The organism is Pseudomonas migulae NBRC 103157 (genome assembly GCF_002091715.1).
Lineage (GTDB): Bacteria > Pseudomonadota > Gammaproteobacteria > Pseudomonadales > Pseudomonadaceae > Aquipseudomonas > Aquipseudomonas migulae_A.
In genome coordinates, this window is record NZ_BDAG01000005.1 from 175,634 (window position 1) to 193,819 (window position 18,186).

The 18,186-nt window shown below is 59.7% G+C and carries 16 protein-coding genes and 1 riboswitch; of the genes, 9 read left to right on the forward strand and 7 right to left on the reverse strand.

From position 1 onward, the window contains the following. Positions 1-2: 2 nt before the first annotated feature. Together epd and tkt are read right to left on the reverse strand one after the other, a co-directional pair. On the reverse strand, positions 3-1,055 hold the full coding sequence (gene epd, locus PMI01S_RS06405; RefSeq protein WP_084318503.1) for an erythrose-4-phosphate dehydrogenase: 1,053 nt from the start codon (positions 1,053-1,055) through the stop codon (positions 3-5). Positions 1,056-1,205: 150 nt separating this feature from the next. After that, the gene (tkt, locus tag PMI01S_RS06410; RefSeq protein ID WP_084318505.1) at positions 1,206-3,203 is read right to left on the reverse strand and encodes a transketolase; all 1,998 of its coding nucleotides are present in this window, start codon (positions 3,201-3,203) and stop codon (positions 1,206-1,208) included. A gap of 273 nt (positions 3,204-3,476) precedes the next feature. Between tkt and PMI01S_RS06415 the strand changes: the two genes are divergently transcribed. From PMI01S_RS06415 to PMI01S_RS06430, 4 genes are all read left to right on the forward strand, one after another. Beyond that, positions 3,477-4,472 (forward strand): ArsR/SmtB family transcription factor, encoded by a 996-nt coding sequence (locus tag PMI01S_RS06415; protein WP_084318507.1) that lies wholly within the window; start codon positions 3,477-3,479, stop codon positions 4,470-4,472. An 18-nt stretch (positions 4,473-4,490) separates the two neighbouring features. Next, a complete protein-coding gene (gene metK, locus PMI01S_RS06420; RefSeq protein ID WP_084318509.1) occupies positions 4,491-5,681 on the forward strand; it encodes a methionine adenosyltransferase in 1,191 nt (396 codons plus the stop codon). A gap of 169 nt (positions 5,682-5,850) precedes the next feature. Further along, positions 5,851-7,524, forward strand: a complete 1,674-nt coding sequence (gene ligB, locus PMI01S_RS06425) for an NAD-dependent DNA ligase LigB (RefSeq protein WP_084318510.1) — start codon at positions 5,851-5,853, stop codon at positions 7,522-7,524. A 100-nt stretch (positions 7,525-7,624) separates the two neighbouring features. Beyond that, positions 7,625-8,020, forward strand: coding sequence for a DUF1090 domain-containing protein (locus PMI01S_RS06430; protein WP_084318512.1), 396 nt, complete (start codon positions 7,625-7,627; stop codon positions 8,018-8,020). 130 nt (positions 8,021-8,150) lie between these two features. On the opposite strand, the gene PMI01S_RS06435 is transcribed toward PMI01S_RS06430, so the two are convergent. Beyond that, positions 8,151-8,600, reverse strand: a complete 450-nt coding sequence (locus PMI01S_RS06435; protein ID WP_084318514.1) for a c-type cytochrome — start codon at positions 8,598-8,600, stop codon at positions 8,151-8,153. A 128-nt stretch (positions 8,601-8,728) separates the two neighbouring features. Between PMI01S_RS06435 and mltA the strand changes: the two genes are divergently transcribed. Then, positions 8,729-9,901, forward strand: a complete 1,173-nt coding sequence (gene mltA, locus PMI01S_RS06440; protein ID WP_084318517.1) for a murein transglycosylase A — start codon at positions 8,729-8,731, stop codon at positions 9,899-9,901. Positions 9,902-10,007: 106 nt separating this feature from the next. Here mltA and PMI01S_RS06445 read toward each other — a convergent pair whose 3' ends face one another. Both PMI01S_RS06445 and PMI01S_RS06450 read right to left on the reverse strand, forming a co-directional pair. After that, a complete protein-coding gene (locus PMI01S_RS06445) occupies positions 10,008-10,391 on the reverse strand; it encodes an MAPEG family protein (RefSeq protein WP_084318519.1) in 384 nt (127 codons plus the stop codon). 55 nt (positions 10,392-10,446) lie between these two features. Next, positions 10,447-11,280 carry an EamA family transporter gene (locus PMI01S_RS06450; RefSeq protein WP_084318522.1) on the reverse strand — a complete coding sequence of 278 codons (834 nt, stop codon included), beginning with the start codon at positions 11,278-11,280 and terminating at the stop codon, positions 10,447-10,449. A 315-nt stretch (positions 11,281-11,595) separates the two neighbouring features. Here PMI01S_RS06450 and PMI01S_RS06455 point away from each other — a divergent pair, with 315 nt between their 5' ends. Then, complete coding sequence (locus PMI01S_RS06455; RefSeq protein ID WP_084318524.1) at positions 11,596-12,765, forward strand: MFS transporter; 1,170 nt, start codon at positions 11,596-11,598, stop codon at positions 12,763-12,765. Positions 12,766-12,801: 36 nt separating this feature from the next. Here PMI01S_RS06455 and PMI01S_RS06460 read toward each other — a convergent pair whose 3' ends face one another. Both PMI01S_RS06460 and PMI01S_RS06465 read right to left on the reverse strand, forming a co-directional pair. Continuing rightward, positions 12,802-13,686, reverse strand: coding sequence for a formate/nitrite transporter family protein (locus tag PMI01S_RS06460; protein WP_084318527.1), 885 nt, complete (start codon positions 13,684-13,686; stop codon positions 12,802-12,804). A 232-nt stretch (positions 13,687-13,918) separates the two neighbouring features. After that, on the reverse strand, positions 13,919-14,323 hold the full coding sequence (locus PMI01S_RS06465) for an acyl-CoA thioesterase (protein ID WP_065938148.1): 405 nt from the start codon (positions 14,321-14,323) through the stop codon (positions 13,919-13,921). Between the two features lie 198 nt (positions 14,324-14,521). Beyond that, positions 14,522-14,620, forward strand: a riboswitch (S-adenosyl-L-homocysteine riboswitch). Between the two features lie 23 nt (positions 14,621-14,643). On the opposite strand from PMI01S_RS06465, the gene ahcY reads away from it, so the two are divergent. From ahcY to PMI01S_RS06480, 3 genes are all read left to right on the forward strand, one after another. Further along, positions 14,644-16,053 carry an adenosylhomocysteinase gene (ahcY, locus tag PMI01S_RS06470; protein WP_017341239.1) on the forward strand — a complete coding sequence of 470 codons (1,410 nt, stop codon included), beginning with the start codon at positions 14,644-14,646 and terminating at the stop codon, positions 16,051-16,053. 175 nt (positions 16,054-16,228) lie between these two features. Next, positions 16,229-17,074: a methylenetetrahydrofolate reductase [NAD(P)H] gene (metF, locus tag PMI01S_RS06475; RefSeq protein WP_084318530.1), complete on the forward strand. Its 846-nt coding sequence runs from the start codon at positions 16,229-16,231 to the stop codon at positions 17,072-17,074. Positions 17,075-17,268: 194 nt separating this feature from the next. Beyond that, positions 17,269-18,084: a substrate-binding periplasmic protein gene (locus PMI01S_RS06480; protein WP_084318532.1), complete on the forward strand. Its 816-nt coding sequence runs from the start codon at positions 17,269-17,271 to the stop codon at positions 18,082-18,084. The last annotated feature ends 102 nt before the right edge of the window (positions 18,085-18,186 follow it).

Here is an 18,186-nt window from a genome sequence, read left to right on the forward strand (position 1 = left end):
TCCTACAGTTTTTTTGAAGTCGCTGTTTGCAGATAGTGTTCTGCAACGTCCAGCATTCGGTTGGCAAAACCCCATTCGTTGTCGAACCAGGCCAGGATGTTCACCAGCCGTGGGCCGGAAACTCGAGTCTGACTGGCATCGACGATGGCCGAATGTGGGTCATGGTTGAAATCACAGCTTGCATGGGGAAGCTCGGTGTAGGCCAGCAGGCCTTTGAGCGGGCCGCTGGTGGCAGCCTCGCGCAGGATCCGGTTGACCTCAGTGGCATCGGTGTCGCTCACGGTCTGCATCGTAATGTCGAGGCAAGACACGTTTACCGTTGGCACTCGCACGGCTTTGGCCTGAATTCGCCCGGCAAGTTCCGGCAACAGGCGCTCGATGCCACGCGCCAGACCAGTGGACACCGGAATCACCGACTGAAACGCCGAACGGGTGCGGCGCAGGTCTTCGTGATGATAGGCGTCTATGACGGGCTGATCGTTCATCGCCGAGTGGATGGTGGTGATCGACACGTATTCCAGACCAATGGCCTGATCCAGCAGGCGCAACAGCGGCACGCCGCAGTTGGTGGTGCAGGACGCGTTGGACACCAGCAGCTCGTCGCCGGTCAGGCAATCCTGGTTCACGCCGTAGACGATGGTGGCGTCGACATCCGCCTCGCTGGCCATCGGCTGGGAAAACAGCACACGCGGGGCGCCGGCCTCGAGGAAACGCTGGCCATCTTCGCGGGTGTGGTAAGCGCCGGAGCACTCCAGCACCAGATCGACGTCGAGAGACGCCCAATCGATGCCTTCGGGGGTAGCACTGCGCAGGACCTTCACGCAGTCGCCATTAATATGCAGACAATCGCCGTCGACCTTCACTTCGCCGGGAAAACGCCCGTGCGTGGAGTCGAAGCGTGTCAGGTATTCGATGCTGGCCATGTCGGCCAGATCGTTGATCGCGACAATCTCAAACCCGGCCTTCTCGCCTCGCTCGAACAACGCACGCAAGACGCAACGACCAATCCGGCCGTAGCCGTTGAGTGCAACTTTGTAGGGACGCGGTTGAGGCATGGGGTTCTCGATTACCGTGGTGAATCCGTTATTGCAACGTTGACCGAACCACCGTCTTCGCGAGCAAGCCCGCTCCCACAAGGGAATGCATTCCAATGTGGGAGCGGGCTTGCTCGCGAAGGCGGCAGTCCGGACGACGCAACTTCTGGATCAGTCTTCCAGCAGCTCTTCAGCCTGACCCAGAATGTTTTCCAGGGTGAAGCCGAACTCTTCGAACAAGGCTGGCGCAGGCGCCGACTCACCGTAGGTGGTCATGCCGATGACGCGGCCTTCCAGGCCCACGTACTTGTACCAGTAGTCCGCATGGGCGGCTTCGATGGCGATACGGGCGCTGACCTGCAACGGCAGGACCGATTGCTTGTAGCCGGCATCCTGGGCATCGAACACGCTGGTGCAAGGCATCGAGACAACGCGCACCTTGCGACCTTGCTCGGTCAGCTTGTCGTAAGCCTGAACCGCCAGACCCACTTCCGAACCGGTGGCGATCAGAATCAGCTCAGGCTCGCCTGCGCAGTCCTTCAGTACGTAACCGCCACGGGAGATCTCTTCGATCTGAATCGCGTTGCGGGTTTGGTGCTGCAGGTTCTGACGCGAGAAGATCAAGGCCGAAGGACCGTCGTTACGCTCCAGGGCGAACTTCCAGGCCACTGCCGATTCAACGGCATCGGCTGGACGCCAGGTGTCGAGGTTCGGTGTGCTGCGCAGGCTGGTCAGTTGCTCGATCGGCTGGTGAGTCGGGCCGTCTTCGCCCAGACCGATAGAGTCGTGGGTGTAGACGAACAGCACGCGCTTCTTCATCAGCGAGGCCATGCGCACGGCGTTGCGGGCGTATTCCATGAACATCAGGAAGGTCGCGCCATAAGGCACCAGACCGCCGTGCAAAGCCACGCCGTTCATGATCGCGCTCATGCCGAACTCGCGAACGCCGTAGTACACGTAGTTGCCGCTGGCGTCTTCGGCGGTGACGCCTTTGCAACCTTTCCACAGGGTCAGGTTGGAACCGGCCAGGTCAGCGGAGCCGCCGAGGAATTCCGGCAGCATCGGGCCGTAGGCATTCAGGGCGTTCTGGCTGGCTTTACGGCTGGCGATGGTTTCGCCCTTGGCCGCGACTTCAGCAATATAGGCAGACGCTTTTTCAGCGAAGTCAGCCGGCAGTTCGCCGCTCAGACGACGGACCAGTTCGTTGGCCAGCTCAGGAAAAGCCGCGGAATAGGCAGCAAAACGCTGATCCCACTCGGCTTCGACCGCAAGGCCGGCTTCCTTGGCGTCCCACTCGGCATAAATGTCGGCCGGGATTTCGAACGGACCGTGGTTCCACTTCAATGCGGTGCGGGTCAGAGCAATTTCCGCGTCACCCAACGGGGCGCCGTGGCAGTCTTCTTTACCTTGCTTGTTCGGCGAACCGAAACCGATGGTGGTCTTGCAGCAGATCAGGGTTGGCTGCGCGCTTTTGCGTGCAGTGTCGATGGCGATCTTGATCTCTTCCGGATCATGACCGTCGACGTTGCGGATCACCTGCCAGTTGTAGGCTTCGAAACGCTTAGGGGTGTCATCGGTGAACCAGCCTTCGACTTCGCCGTCGATGGAGATACCGTTGTCATCGTAGAAGGCGATCAGCTTGCCCAGTCCCAACGTACCGGCCAGGGAGCCGACTTCGTGGGAAATGCCTTCCATCATGCAGCCATCACCCAGGAACACGTAGGTGTGGTGGTCGACAACGTTGTGGCCCGGACGGTTGAACTGCGCCGCCAGGACTTTTTCTGCCAGGGCGAAACCCACGGCGTTGGCCAGACCCTGGCCCAGTGGCCCGGTGGTGGTCTCGACGCCAGGGGTGTAGCCGAATTCCGGGTGGCCCGGGGTGCGGCTGTGCAGTTGGCGGAAGTTTTTCAGGTCATCGATCGACAGGTCGTAGCCGGTCAGGTGCAGCAGCGAGTAGATCAGCATCGAACCGTGACCGTTGGACAGCACGAAGCGGTCACGGTCGGCGAACGATGGATTGCTCGGGTTGTGCTTCAGGTAGTCACGCCAAAGTACTTCGGCGATATCCGCCATACCCATAGGGGCACCGGGATGGCCGCTGTTGGCTTTTTGCACGGCATCCATGCTGAGGGCACGAATGGCGTTGGCACGCTCACGACGGCTGGGCATCGCTGTTCTCCTGCGGATATTGAATCGAGAGTGAATAAAACGAAACGGAAAAAAGGCGAGCATTTTCCCTCACCGACCCGCCTCGGGGCAATGACAGATACTCATCTGAAGGCGTTTTTCCGGTGGATAAAGTCGCATTCGCCTGGTGAAACCTTTCCGCTGACGATTTGTAGAGTGACCGTTTCCCCGAGAAGTGCCATCTATCGACCAATATCAAAACTTTTTGATATTGGTCTTGCAGGGATTTCTGACCATCACTAGACTGCTGGCCCTATGAATTTACGCGTGCCTTCCATTCAACATGACGAGTGCGATGAGCTGGCGGCCCTGTGCAAGGCCGGCGGCGATCCTCTGCGGCTGAATGTATTGCGCGCGCTGGCCAACGATTCGTTTGGCGTACTGGAACTGGCGCAGATCTTCGGCATCGGCCAGTCGGGCATGAGTCATCACCTCAAGGTGCTGGCCCAGGCCGACCTGGTGGCAACCCGCCGTGAAGGCAATGCGATTTTCTACCGTCGCGCCCTGCCCCACACCGATCTGCTGGGCGGCAAGTTGCACGCTGCACTGCTCGAAGAAGTGGACAACCTGACCCTGCCTGCTGAAGTGCAGTCGCGGATCGGTCAGGTCCACGGGCAACGGGCGGCGGCCAGCCAGGACTTTTTCTCACGGGTCGCGGAGAAGTTTCGTGCCCAGCAGGACTTGATTGCCGGCCTGCCGCAGTACCGCGAAAGCGTGGTGGCCTTGCTCGACAAACTAAGCTTCAGTGAAGGGGCCACGGCCATTGAAGTCGGCCCTGGCGACGGCGCTTTTCTGCCGGAACTGGCGCGCCGCTTCACGCACGTCACGGCGCTGGACAACAGCACGGCGATGCTCGAACTGGCACGCCAGGTCTGCGAACGCGAAACGCTGGCTAACGTCAGCCTGCAACTGGCCGATGCATTGAATGGTGTCAGCCTCAAGGCCGATTGCGTTGTACTGAACATGGTGCTGCACCATTTTGCCGCGCCGGCCGATGCGCTCAAGCACATGGCCAATTTGCTGCAACCGGGCGGTAGCCTGCTCGTGACAGAGTTATGTAGCCACAACCAGAGTTGGGCCAGGGAGGCCTGCGGTGATCTCTGGTTGGGGTTTGAACAGGACGATCTGGCCCGTTGGGCCACCGCTGCGGGACTCGTTCCCGGGGAAAGCCTCTATGTAGGCTTACGTAATGGTTTCCAGATTCAGGTCCGCCACTTTCAGCGGCCGACTGGCGACACTCACCATCGGTAAATTCAGGAAAAAATCGAGATGAGCGAATACTCCCTCTTCACCTCCGAGTCCGTGTCCGAAGGGCATCCGGACAAAATCGCCGACCAGATTTCCGATGCGGTGCTGGACGCCATCATTGCTGAAGACAAGTTCGCCCGTGTGGCGTGCGAGACGCTGGTGAAAACCGGCGTGGCAATCATTGCAGGTGAAGTCACCACGTCGGCCTGGGTCGACCTGGAAGAAATCGTGCGTAACGTGATTCTCGACATCGGCTACAACAGCTCCGATGTCGGCTTCGACGGCGCCACTTGCGGTGTGATGAACATCATCGGCAAGCAGTCCCCTGACATCAACCAGGGTGTCGACCGTGCCAAGCCTGAAGATCAGGGCGCCGGCGACCAGGGCCTGATGTTCGGCTACGCCAGCAACGAAACCGACGTGCTGATGCCAGCGCCGATCACCTTTTCGCACCAACTGGTTCAGCGCCAGGCCGAAGCCCGTAAATCCGGCCTGCTGCCTTGGCTGCGTCCGGACGCCAAGTCGCAAGTGACTTGCCGTTACGAAGGCGGCAAGGTTGTCGGTATCGACGCCGTTGTTCTGTCGACCCAGCACAACCCTGAAGTGTCGTACAAAGACCTGCGCGAAGGCGTGATGGAGCTGATCGTCAAGCACGTGCTGCCTGCCGAACTGCTGACCAAAGACACCCAGTTCCACATCAACCCGACCGGCCAGTTCATCATCGGTGGCCCGGTAGGTGACTGCGGCCTGACCGGTCGCAAGATCATCGTCGACAGCTACGGCGGCATGGCCCGTCACGGTGGCGGCGCGTTCTCCGGTAAAGATCCATCGAAGGTTGACCGTTCGGCTGCCTATGCCGGTCGTTACGTAGCCAAGAACATCGTCGCTGCCGGCCTGGCCGAGCGTTGCGAGATTCAGGTTTCCTACGCGATCGGTGTTGCTCAACCGACTTCGATCTCGTTGAACACCTTCGGCACCGGCAAAATCAGCGACGACAAAATCGTCAAACTGGTTCGCGAAGTGTTCGACCTGCGTCCATACGCAATCACCACCATGCTCGACCTGCTGCACCCGATGTACCAGGAAACCGCTGCGTACGGCCACTTCGGTCGCACTCCGGCTACCAAGACTGTGGGCGATGACACTTTCACCACATTCACTTGGGAAAAAACCGACCGCGCCGACGACCTCCGTTCGGCTGCCGGTCTGTAAGACTTCCCCAGCGGTACCAAAAGCCCTGCACGGTTCGCCGTGCGGGGCTTTTTATTGCCAGAAATCCTTTTGATCTTCCTGTGTCGAAACACACCGAAAAACATCCTCGCTGCCAAAGCCAGAAAGCTGACTAACCTTGAAAGCATCCCCCTGAGCAAGGACGCTCACCATGCTTCTGCGCCTGTTTTCGATTTTCTTCCTGACCCTGGTCTGCTCAATCTCAAACGCTGCCGATTGCCCCGACTGGCCACCCGCCAGGGCTCTGAACGAAATCACTGCCCTGCAAAAACAGATCGACCTTTGGGACGACAGCTACCACCGCCACGGACGCTCATTGATCGCCGACGAACTCTACGATCAGTCTCGTGCACAGCTGACCGAATGGCGTAAGTGCTTTAACGCGGGCCAGGCGCCCGAACCATTGCGCACAGCGGGCGGCAAGATTCCCCACCCCATCGCCCACACGGGCCTGGAAAAACTCCGGGATGCTCATGCGGTCGAGGCCTGGCTAAGCGATCGCAAAGACATCTGGATACAACCCAAGGTCGACGGCGTGGCCGTGACGCTGATCTATCGCAACGGCGTGCTGCATCAGGCGATCAGTCGCGGTGACGGCCTGCACGGACAGGACTGGACGGCCTCAGCGCGACTGATCCCCGCTATTCCCCGACAACTGGCGCAACCCGTGGATTTGCTCGTGCAAGGCGAACTCTACTGGCGCCTGATCGACCATGTACAAGCCAAGGCCGGCAGCCTCAATGCCCGTTCCACGGTAGCCGGCCTGATGGCCCGCAAGGAACTCGCCCCTGAGCAAGCCGCTGGCATCGGGCTGTTTGCCTGGGATTGGCCGCAAGGCCCGGCCAGCCTGCCCGCCCGTATCGAGGCACTGGATGAACTGGGGCTGCCGGGCACGGTGCCTTACAGCCAGCCGATCCAGACATTCGCCGATGCCGAACGCTGGCGCGATCGCTGGTACCGCTCGCCACTCCCCTTTGCCAGCGACGGTGTCGTCCTGCGCCAGAGTCGGCGCCCCTCAGCCGAGCGCTGGCAGGTAAAAACACCTTACTGGGCCATCGCCTGGAAATACCCCTTCGCCCAGGCGCTGGCCGAAGTGCGAAAAGTCGAATTCAAGATCGGTCGTACCGGACGGATCACACCGGTGCTGGAGCTGAAACCGGTAACGCTCGATGACCGGCAGATCAAACGCGTGAGCGTCAGCTCCCTGCGACGCTGGGAGGAACTGGATATACGGCCCGGCGATCAGGTGTCCATCAGCCTGGCGGGGCTGACCATTCCCAGGCTCGACGGTGTGGTTCTGCGCGCCGACGAACGCGCCGAATTAAACATACCGTTGGCAGCAGACTTTCATCCGTTGAGCTGCTGGCAGCCGACGCCCGGTTGCGAAAGCCAATTCCTCGCGCGACTGGCCTGGCTCAGTGGCAAGCAAGGGCTGGCCTTGACTCATGTAGGTCCCGGCACCTGGGAGAAACTTCTCGAAACAGGCCGTTTGAACGGCCTGCTGGATTGGTTGACCCTCGATGCTCAAGAGCTTGCTAACATTGACGGTTTCGGCGAGCGCAGCACGACTCGTCTTTTAAACAGTTTCAACAGCGCCCGCCAACGCCCTTTTGCTCGCTGGCTCAAAGCCCTGGGATTACCGCCGATCGGCCAGGCGCAGCTTGCCGATTCATGGCAGGCACTGGCACAACGAAACACCGAACAATGGCAGGCCGAGGCCGGTATCGGCCCGGGACGCGCAGCGCAATTGAGCGCATTTTTCCGCGATCCGCAGGTCCTGGCCTTGAGTGACACATTACGTGCGGCGGGAATCGACGGGTTTTAGCGACCGCAGGTGCTCGCCCACCCGGGAACCCAAAGGTGCCGATGGGCTCAAACGCCCATCGCCATACCGATCCGATTTGCACTTTGTACATGGAGCTTTTATGAAATTCCTTTCACCGCTCGCCCTGCTGACTCTTTGCGGTGTGATGGCCGCTCCGCTGATGGCCGCCGAAGAGGCCCCGGGCCTGACCGGTTGCGCCGCCAAGAAACAGAGCATCATCAATCAGATCGAACTGGCCAAATCCCACGGCAACGCCGATCAGCAGGCGGGCCTGGAAACCGCTTTGAGCGAAGTCACCGCTCATTGCACTGACGCCTCGCTGAAAAAGGAACGGGAGAACAAGGTTCTCGACGCCAAACATGAAGTCAGCCAACGTCAGGCAGACCTGGACAAAGCCATGAAGAAAGGCGATCCCGAGAAGATCAACAAGCGTAAAGACAAACTCGCCGAATCCCGCAAGGAATTGCAGGATGCGCTGGATGAGCTGGATAAATAAAAGCAGCGACCTTTCCCGGATCTTTAGTGCTCTGGCTGATGCCTTCGCGAGCAAGCCCGCTCCCACAGGGCATGCATTTCAAATGTGGGAGCGGGCTTGCTCGCGAAAGCGTCAGACAAAGCGCTGCAAATCAATGATCCCGAAACTCTTTATGACAGGCACTGCAGGCATCTTCGACTTTCTGCACCGCCGGCCCGAGGTTACTGGCCTTGTAAGGCTGGACCTTGCTGGCAATCACCAATTCACCGGTGCTGGCTTCAAGGGTGCGGGCCATTTCCTGAAAGCGTGCCTGTTTCTGCCAGACATCGCTTTTGGCACTGGTGTGATCATCTTCGCGCACCTGAGGAAAATGCTTCCACGGCTCATGGGACAGCGCATCGAGCTTCACCGCGCCGTCAGCGAACTTCGGACCGTCGAATGGAATGCGGCCGCGCAACATGCCGCCCAGGTCTTCGCCGGTCTTGAGCATTTGCTTGAAGATCGCCTTGCGCTGGCCCAGTGGCGAGTTCGGGTCGACACCGCCACACGCAGACAACGTCAGGCAGGCCAGCAATACAACGGAAAGTCTTTTAAATGTCATGGTGGCTTCAGGTCACGGGAAACGGCGGCCAGTATCCTCGCGTCACCGACAAACACCAATAGCCCTATTATCAATACGGGTTGTTCGAGTGCAGGGAGCACTCGCGCAACCGGCAAAGGAATTACTCCATGAACAGCCGTTTCAAGGCATGGCGCCCTCGCCTCGCCTGGACCCTCCCGATAGTGGCCGTGCTTGCAGGCTGCACCGGTGGTGACAACAACAAACCGAAAACCCACGCACTGGCGACGTATTCCAGCGCCACCTGGGAAGCCCTGCCCGCAGTGTCCGATAACGACCTGGTTGCCGGTTTCGGTTCGTGGCGTAGCGCCTGCACCCGACTCAAGGCCGATCCGGTCTGGGGCCCGACCTGCGCCGCTGCCGCCAATGTGCCGCAAACCGCCACCGATATTCGCGGCTTCCTCAAACAGAACCTCGACGTCTACGGCCTGCGTGCCGCCAACGACAACCCCAACGGGTTGATCACCGGTTACTACGAACCGGTCTACCCCGGCAGCCTGACCCAGACCGCTGTGGCGAATATCCCGGTGTATGGCGTGCCCGAAGACATGATCATTGTCTCCCTGGACAGCATTTACCCGGAGCTTAAAGGCAAACGCCTGCGCGGACGGCTCGAAGGCCGCGTGCTCAAGCCTTACGACGATGCGGCAACGATCGAAACCAAAGGGGTCAAGGCGCCGGTGGTGGCGTGGCTGACCGATCCGATGAACCTGCAATTCCTGCAAATCCAGGGCTCGGGTCGCATCCAGCTCAATGACGGCCGCCAGTTGCGCATCGCGTACGCCGACCAGAATGGCCATCCCTATCGACCGATCGGCCGCTGGCTGGTGGAACAAGGCGAACTGAAAAAAGAAGACGTGACCATGGGTGCGATCAGCAACTGGGCCAAGGCCAACCCGACGCGCATTCCGGAACTGCTCGGCAGCAACCCCAGCTATGTGTTCTTCACTCGCAACCCGGACAGCAACGAAGGCCCTCGCGGCTCGCTGAATGTTCCGTTGACCGCAGGTTATAGCGCCGCAGTCGACCGCAAAGTGATTCCACTGGGCAGTCTGATGTGGTTATCCACAACGCGGCCGGACGGCACGGCGCTGGTTCGTCCAGTGGCGGCCCAGGACACCGGCGGTGCGATTGCCGGTGAAGTTCGGGCGGATCTGTTCTGGGGCACCGGGGAAGCGGCCGGGCAATTGGCTGGCGACATGAAACAGCAGGGGCAGATCTGGATGCTGTGGCCCAAAGGGGCAGCATTGCCGCAAGTGCCGCAGGTGGCCGACAAGCTCTAAAGTCAAAAGATCGCAGGCTTCGCCAGCGCCTACATTGATCGGGTTCGCCGCAGACGCATCGATCGTTGTAGGCGCTGGCGAAGCCTGCGATCTTTTGATGTGGCTCTTAAGCAGAAACCACAAAGAGACTGACAATCAGCCCCAGCCCCACAAACCACACCAACGACCGCAAAATATGCCAGTCCGCCAGGTAGCAAATGATGTACAGCAACCGGCTGGTGATAAACAAAACCGACAACACATTGATGGTCACCAGTTCGGCATTGCCCGCCAGATGCGCCACGATCACCGCCGCAGCGAACGCCGGGAAGATTTCAAAACTGTTCAGTTGCGCCGCATTCGCGCGCCTGCCCAAACCTTCCAGCGAATCAAGAAAATCCCGGGGGTCATGGTTGTCTCTCAACCGGTAACCGCCACTGATCTTGGCCACGCCCGTGCACAGGAAAGGCAGGAAAATCGCGATCAAAATGCACCACAAAGCAACCGTCATAAAGTCATCCCTTCTTCAAGTTTCATGTGTCGAGCGTTCGTCGACAGTGAGCCAGTCAAAACTTCATCACCAACATACCGATCAACACCAGCCCACAAGCAAGGAGCCGAGGCCGGCCGAAAGGTTCTTTCAGGTAGCGCATGCCAAACAGCACCACCAGAATCACGCTGATTTCGCGCAAGGCCGCGGCCTCGGCAATCGAACCCAGCAGCATCGCCCACAGCACCAGAGCGTAGCTGAACAACACGCAAAACCCGACCGCCAACCCCAGTCGCCACTGTTCACGCCAGAACAGTATGAACGCCGGGCGTTTGCGCACCAGTGCCAGCAACGGAAACGGCCAGGCGCTGAGTAAGGTCACCCAGACCAGGTAATCCAGCGGATGCGCCCAGCGCCGCAACGCCTGACCGTCGATAAAGGTGTAGCAGCCGATGCACAGACCGATCAGTGCGACCACCGGCAGCATCGACCACGGCAGACGTGTGCCGCCACCGCCCTGCCACAGCAAGCACAGCATGCCGAACGGAATCAGCAGGATTCCGAAGATCTGCTGAGGGGTCAGCACTTCTCCGGCAAAGATCAGCGTCAGCGCCAGCACCACCAGCGGCGACAGCCCACGCATCAATGGATAGACCAGCCCCAGATCGCCGACCCGATAGGCCTGAATCAGCAAATAGCGATAGAGCAATTCGAACGCCGCCGACGCCAGGATCCACGGCCAGATTTCAATCGGCGGCAACGCCACGAAAGGCAGCATCAGGGCGACAAACAACATCGCCACGCTGTCCATGCAGGCCACGACCAACAACCGTTCCGCGCTGAATTTAATCAGCGTATTCCACGCCGCGTGCAACAGCGCCGCCACCAACACCAAAGCCGTCGCAAGCACGGCACGCTCCTTTTGTAACCGCCGCGATTCCTTGTAGGAGCGAGCATACTCGCGAAGAACGTCGAGACACCGCGTTTAAACAGAAAGCACGCGTTATCGTTGACGACCATCGCGAGCAAGCTCGCTCCTACAGTGATCGGGGAGAATTGATTCGCCATATGTCAGCAGCTGTTTATACTGCAAGCGACCACGCCGCACTCAGTTGCGCTCAGACTAATTCCAATAATTTCTGCCTCAGCCCGCTCTCCTCGAGAACGGTCGTCGGCATGCGTATGCCTGATCACAGCGTCAAGACTACCGACAGAGACCGTGCGCATGCCACTCGCTTTGCTTGCCCTCGCTGTTGCCGCGTTCGGCATCGGCACCACTGAATTCGTCATCATGGGCCTGCTGCCCGACGTCGCTCGCGACCTTGCCGTGAGCATTCCCGACGCCGGCCTGCTGATCACCGGTTACGCCCTGGGCGTGGTGTTCGGCGCGCCGATCCTCGCGGTCGGCACCGCCAACATGCCGCGCAAAGCCACGCTGCTGGGCATGACGCTGATGTTTATCTTCGGCAACATCCTGTGTGCACTGGCGCCGAACTACGCCACGCTGATGGCCGCGCGCGTGATTACTGCACTGTGCCATGGCGCATTTTTTGGCATCGGTTCGGTGGTCGCCGCCGGCCTGGTGGCACCGAACAAACGGGCCCAGGCGATTGCCATGATGTTCACCGGCCTCACGCTGGCCAACGTGCTCGGCGTGCCGTTGGGTACCGCACTCGGGCAATACGCCGGTTGGCGTTCGACGTTCTGGGCGGTGTCGGTGATCGGGGTGATTGCCGCGATCGCGCAATGGGTCTGGCTGCCGAAGAACATCGCCATGGACAAGGCCAACCTGGCCAGCGAGTTCAAAGTGCTGGGCAAGGTCAATGTGCTGCTGGCACTGGGCATGAGCGTATTGGCATCGACCAGTCTGTTCAGCGTGTTCACTTACATCGCGCCGATCCTGCAGGACATCACCGGCGTCAGCCCCCATGGCGTGACCATCATGCTGCTGTTGTTTGGCGTGGGTCTGACGGCGGGCAGCATGCTCGGCGGTCGATTGGCCGACAGTCGCCTGCTGCCATCGCTGGTGGGCATGGCACTGGCGGTGGTGCTTGTGCTTGCAGCGTTCACGCAGACCAGCCATTCGGTGATCCCGGCGGCGATTACACTGGTGCTGTGGGGGATCTTTGCCTTCGCGCTGTGCCCGATCCTGCAACTGCTGATTATTGATCAGGCTCATGAAGCGCCGAACCTGGGTTCGACGTTGAATCAGAGTGCATTCAATCTGGGCAACGCAGCCGGGGCCTGGATCGGCGGGCTGGTGGTCGCCAGTGGTGCCGATCTGGCGGACTTGCCGTGGACCGGCGCGCTGGTCAGCGGGCTGACGATGCTGACCGCGCTGCTGTTCATTTACCTGCAGCGTCACGGTGTGGCTGCGGTCAATGTGTCCGACTGACTGGCCGGGCGAGCGTTGATACCTCGCCCGCCCTCGTTACCTGGCGTCTTCGTCAGCGGTCAGCCTGGCTTCGCTACCCTTCTTTTTAGGCGCACCGGACTCACTGCGAATTTGCGCATGGCTGATCAACGCAAAAATAAAGCTGCCTCCGATGATGTTGCCCACCAGCGTCGGACCGGCGAACACCAGCCAGAAATCCTTCCACGGCAGCTCCCCGGCAAACACCAGATACGAAACCTCGGCCGACCCGACCACGATGTGGGTGAAATCCCCCAGCGCCATGAAGTAGGTGATGAGGATGATGATCCACATCTTGGCGCTCTCCATGGACGGGATCATCCAGACCATGGTGGCGATCATCCAGCCCGAAACGATGCCCTTGGCGAACATCTGGCCGGCATCGTTTTCCATGACCTTGCGGCCGATGTCGAGGAAGGCCAGGTCGGTCTTGCTGTCGAAAATCGGCAGATGCAGCATCACATACGCGACCAGCAAGGTGCCGCAGAGGTTGCCCACCAGCACCACCGACCACAATCGCAGTAACCGGCCGAAGTTACCCAGTGTCGGCTTGCTCATGATCGGCAGCACGGCCGTCAGGGTGTTTTCGGTGAACAGTTGCTGGCGGGCGAGGATCACCGCGAGAAAACCGGCACAGTAGCCGAAACTGGCGATGACCTTGAAACCTTCGGCGTCCGGCAGACGGGAATTGAGCAACCCCATGGCCATCAGCGAAAGCCCCATGGTCAGGCCGGCGGCCAACGCCGACCACCAGAGCGCGGCGATGCTGCGTTCAAGTTCCTGATCGCCCTGTGTCCGGATGATTTCGTGCAGCACCGCCGCGCGCGGAGGCTGGCTCTTGTCGACCTCATGCTGCTCTTTCGCCGAGAGGTCCGGGGTCTTGCCGTCTTTTTGCGTGTCCATTGAAGCTCCTGAACCTGTGGCGTGTCATGTAGGTACGACACGTGGGGTTCGTCGCTGTTCACTGCACACCCAAACGAAACAGTCTCCTGTAGGAGCCGGCTTGCTGGCGATCGCTGCGACTCGGTTTTCTTTGGTGATGCTGATGGCGCCTTCGCCTGCTGGGGGCCGGCTCGGTTTAAGCGGTGTCGCTGATGACGCCATCGCCAGCAAGCCGGCTCCTACAGGGCTCGCATTACTCGCGGATACCATCATCCTGAAACTGATCCTTGACGTACTTGATCTCGGTTCGGCCATGCGGTGCGGGCAAGCCGTCTTCACCGAGGTTGACGAAGACCATCTTCTCCACCGTCAGGATGCTTTTGCGGGTGATCTTGTTGCGCACTTCGCAGGTCAGGGTGATCGACGTACGGCCGAACTCGGTGGCGGTGATGCCCAGTTCGATGATGTCGCCCTGGCGCGACGCGCTGACGAAGTTGATTTCGGAAATGTACTTGGTGACCACGCGCTGATTGCCCAGCTGGACGATGGCGTAGATCGCCGCTTCTTCGTCGATCCAGCGCAACAGGCTGCCGCCGAACAGCGTGCCGTTGGGGTTGAGGTCTTCGGGTTTTACCCATTTGCGGGTGTGGAAATTCATATTCACTCCTGACCGTCTTGCCGATTGATGCCGGCCATCATGGCAGAGCCCGGACTAGAGCTCTATTAACCATCGACTATGGTCTCGATTACCGTTCGGACATTGACCTGCAGAAAGGCTTTGGAAGATCAGCATAGCCCGCTATAATCGCCCCCGTTTCAAAACGGTAACGTTCCATTGATACCGTTTTCCCGCCACCTGTCCGAGGGGCGCTGCAGCAGGTTCGACCTGTCAGGCTCGGATGGGGCGTTGCCTGGCCACGGCCAGACACTAAACGCACAACGGCGCCCATTCGCATACATTACGAATGGAGGCTCATCATGAGCGCTGTTATCACGCCTGCAGATTTTAACGATTACAAAGTCGCCGACATGTCCCTGGCTGCCTGGGGCCGTCGCGAAACCATCATCGCCGAATCCGAAATGCCAGCCCTGATGGGTCTGCGCCGCAAGTACTCCGCCGAGCAACCGCTCAAAGGCGCGAAAATCCTCGGTTGCATCCACATGACCATTCAGACTGCCGTGCTGATCGAAACCCTGGTTGCCCTGGGTGCCGAAGTGCGTTGGTCGTCCTGCAACATTTTCTCGACTCAGGACCAGGCCGCTGCCGCCATCGCTGCTGCCGGTATCCCGGTTTTCGCCTGGAAAGGCGAAACTGAAGAAGAGTACGAGTGGTGCCTGGAGCAAACCATCCTGAAGGATGGCGCGCCTTGGGATGCCAACATGATCCTCGACGACGGCGGCGACCTGACCGAGCTGCTGCACAAGAAATACCCGGCGATCCTGGACCGCGTCCACGGCGTGACCGAAGAAACCACCACCGGCGTTCACCGCCTGCTGGACATGCTGGCCAAGGGCGAGCTGAAAATCCCGGCCATCAACGTCAATGACTCGGTGACCAAGAGCAAGAACGACAACAAGTACGGCTGCCGTCACAGCCTGAACGACGCGATCAAGCGCGGCACCGACCACCTGCTGTCCGGCAAGCAAGCGCTGGTCATCGGTTACGGTGACGTGGGCAAGGGCTCCGCTCAATCCCTGCGTCAGGAAGGCATGATCGTTAAAGTGTCCGAAGTCGACCCGATCTGCGCCATGCAAGCCTGCATGGACGGTTACGAACTGGTTTCGCCGTTCATCGACGGCATCAACAACGGTACTGAAGCAAGCATCGACAAGGCACTGCTGGGCAAGATCGACCTGATCGTGACCACCACCGGCAACGTCAACGTTTGCGACGCGAACATGCTCAAAGCCCTGAAGAAGCGCGCTGTCGTCTGCAACATCGGTCACTTCGACAACGAAATCGACACCGCTTTCATGCGCAAGAACTGGGCATGGGAAGAAGTGAAGCCACAGGTTCACAAGATCCACCGTACCGGTCCTGGCGCATTCGATGCCCAGAACGACGACTACCTGATCCTGCTGGCCGAAGGCCGTCTGGTTAACCTGGGTAACGCAACCGGTCACCCAAGCCGCATCATGGACGGCTCGTTCGCCAACCAGGTTCTGGCCCAGATCTTCCTGTTCGGCCAGAAGTACGCCGACCTGTCGCCAGCCCAGAAAGCCGAGCGCCTGACCGTTGAAGTACTGCCGAAGAAACTCGACGAAGAAGTGGCCCTGGAAATGGTCCGCGGTTTCGGCGGCGTCGTGACTCAACTGACCAAGACCCAGGCCGACTACATCGGCGTGACTGTCGAAGGTCCGTTCAAGCCGCACGCTTACCGCTACTGATTCGCTGGCCGGCTGCGCGGTGTTCTGATGCACCGCGTCGCCTGCATCGCCAGCAAGCCGGCTCCTACAGGGGAGCGGTCGTACGTGAGTACGATACAAACCCTGCAGGAGCCGGCTTGCTGGCGATCGCGGACAAACCAGCCCCACAGGCTTACGCGTTTCCAAGGATATGACCATGTCCCAAGACCGTCGCTACAGTTTCGAATTCTTCCCTACGAAGACCGACGCTGGGCATGAAAAGCTGCTAGCCACTGCTCGTCAGCTGGCTACGTACAATCCCGATTTCTTCTCCTGCACCTACGGCGCCGGCGGTTCGACCCGTGATCGAACCCTCAACACCGTGTTGCAGCTCGAAAGCGAAGTCAAAGTCCCTGCCGCACCGCATCTGTCTTGCGTGGGCGACAGCAAGGACGACTTGCGCGGCCTGCTGGCGCAATACAAGGCAGCCGGCATCAAACGCATTGTTGCCCTGCGCGGTGACCTGCCTTCAGGCATGGGCATGGCCAGCGGTGAAATGCGCCACGCCAATGACCTGGTTGAATTCATTCGTGAAGAGACCGGCGATCATTTCCACATCGAAGTCGCCGCTTACCCGGAAATGCATCCGCAAGCGCGCAATTTCGAGGACGATCTGAACAACTTCGTGCGCAAGGCCAACGCCGGCGCCGACAGTGCGATCACCCAGTACTTCTTCAACGCCGACAGCTACTTCTACTTCGTCGAGCGTGTACGGGCGAAAGGCGTGAACATCCCGATCGTTCCGGGGATCATGCCGATCACCAACTACAGCAAGCTCGCGCGCTTCTCCGATGCCTGCGGTGCGGAAATTCCGCGCTGGATCCGCAAACAACTGGAAGCCTACGGCGACGACACCCAGAGCATTCAAGGCTTTGGTGAACAAGTCATCACCGAGATGTGCGAACGCCTGCTGCAAGGTGGCGCTCCGGGGCTGCACTTCTACACACTGAACCAGGCTGAAGCGAGTCTGGCGGTGTGGAACAACCTGAAGCTGCCGCGCTAAATATCGTTACAGGCAAGATCAAAATATCGCAGCCTGCGCCAGCTCCTACAGGGGGATGTTTAATCTCTGTAGGAGCTGGCGCAGGCTGCGATATTTTGCATTCAACGCACTTTTATTGTGATGCAACACACGGAGATAGAGCATCTGCAGGCGGTTTCTGGCTCTTTCCCGCTTCTCGTCGTAATCTCAAGCCCATGCCATTGATCCCGCAGTTAATCGCCGTGCTGGTTTTCACTTGCCTGAGCTTCGCCGCTCGGGGCGAGAAATTGCGCATTGTCACCGAACCGTGGGCGCCTTACGTCTACGAGGAAAACGGCAAATCGCTGGGCCTGGACTACGAAACCACAGCCATTGTCTTCAAGCGCCTGGGGATTGAAGTCGAGTGGCAGTTCCTGCCATGGAAGCGCTGTCTGTCGATGCTCGAAACCGGCCAGGCCGATGGCGCGCTGGATATTTTTCATAGCGAAGAGCGTGAAGCCACCCTGCTCTACCCCAGCGAACCGCTCTCGGAAGTTCAGTTCGTGATGTTTTACGCCAACGAGCGACCTCATCCGTTTCGCACCCTCGAGGACCTGAAAGGCCTGACAATCGGCACGTCTCCGGGTTATCTGTACAGCCCGGACTTTCGCGAATCGACCCTGTTCACTCGCGAACCGGCGCCCACCCATGAAGCCAACTTCGGCAAACTGGTGCGCGGGCGAATCGACCTGCTGATCACCGATCGCCGGGTCGGCCAGCATTTACTCGACGAGTTGAACATCCGCGACCAGATCAGCGAAAACCCGATCGTCATCAGCCAACAGAGCCAGTTCCTGGCGGTGCGCCGCAATGCGGGCATGGACTTGCTGGTGCAACGCTTCGGCGCCGAACTCAAGCGGTTCAAGCGCGAGCCCGCCTACGCTGAACTGAGTGCCCGTTATGGCGCCGACCCGACGGCCAGCACGACAGCCGCGGGTGCCACCGCTGCCCGCGGAAAAACCGTTGAGCAGCAGGAAAGCGGCGCGCAGTGATTGCTCTGTTATACTCCGGCCTTCCCGCCAGGCTCACGCCCGGACGCTCGGACTTGTTCAAGGCATCTCGACCCCGCTACAGCGCAGCTTTTCAGCCCGCGC

What these genes read in the sequence shown, in the direction of transcription:
- epd (WP_084318503.1), bottom strand. Translation starts at nt 1,055, where the DNA reads ATGCCTCAACCGCGTCCCTACAAAGTTGCACTCAACGGCTACGGCCGG.
- tkt (WP_084318505.1), bottom strand. Translation starts at nt 3,203, where the DNA reads ATGCCCAGCCGTCGTGAGCGTGCCAACGCCATTCGTGCCCTCAGCATG.
- PMI01S_RS06415 (WP_084318507.1), top strand. Translation starts at nt 3,477, where the DNA reads ATGAATTTACGCGTGCCTTCCATTCAACATGACGAGTGCGATGAGCTG.
- metK (WP_084318509.1), top strand. Translation starts at nt 4,491, where the DNA reads ATGAGCGAATACTCCCTCTTCACCTCCGAGTCCGTGTCCGAAGGGCAT.
- ligB (WP_084318510.1), top strand. Translation starts at nt 5,851, where the DNA reads ATGCTTCTGCGCCTGTTTTCGATTTTCTTCCTGACCCTGGTCTGCTCA.
- PMI01S_RS06430 (WP_084318512.1), top strand. Translation starts at nt 7,625, where the DNA reads ATGAAATTCCTTTCACCGCTCGCCCTGCTGACTCTTTGCGGTGTGATG.
- PMI01S_RS06435 (WP_084318514.1), bottom strand. Translation starts at nt 8,600, where the DNA reads ATGACATTTAAAAGACTTTCCGTTGTATTGCTGGCCTGCCTGACGTTG.
- mltA (WP_084318517.1), top strand. Translation starts at nt 8,729, where the DNA reads ATGAACAGCCGTTTCAAGGCATGGCGCCCTCGCCTCGCCTGGACCCTC.
- PMI01S_RS06445 (WP_084318519.1), bottom strand. Translation starts at nt 10,391, where the DNA reads ATGACGGTTGCTTTGTGGTGCATTTTGATCGCGATTTTCCTGCCTTTC.
- PMI01S_RS06455 (WP_084318524.1), top strand. Translation starts at nt 11,596, where the DNA reads ATGCCACTCGCTTTGCTTGCCCTCGCTGTTGCCGCGTTCGGCATCGGC.
- PMI01S_RS06460 (WP_084318527.1), bottom strand. Translation starts at nt 13,686, where the DNA reads ATGGACACGCAAAAAGACGGCAAGACCCCGGACCTCTCGGCGAAAGAG.
- PMI01S_RS06465 (WP_065938148.1), bottom strand. Translation starts at nt 14,323, where the DNA reads ATGAATTTCCACACCCGCAAATGGGTAAAACCCGAAGACCTCAACCCC.
- ahcY (WP_017341239.1), top strand. Translation starts at nt 14,644, where the DNA reads ATGAGCGCTGTTATCACGCCTGCAGATTTTAACGATTACAAAGTCGCC.
- metF (WP_084318530.1), top strand. Translation starts at nt 16,229, where the DNA reads ATGTCCCAAGACCGTCGCTACAGTTTCGAATTCTTCCCTACGAAGACC.
- PMI01S_RS06480 (WP_084318532.1), top strand. Translation starts at nt 17,269, where the DNA reads ATGCCATTGATCCCGCAGTTAATCGCCGTGCTGGTTTTCACTTGCCTG.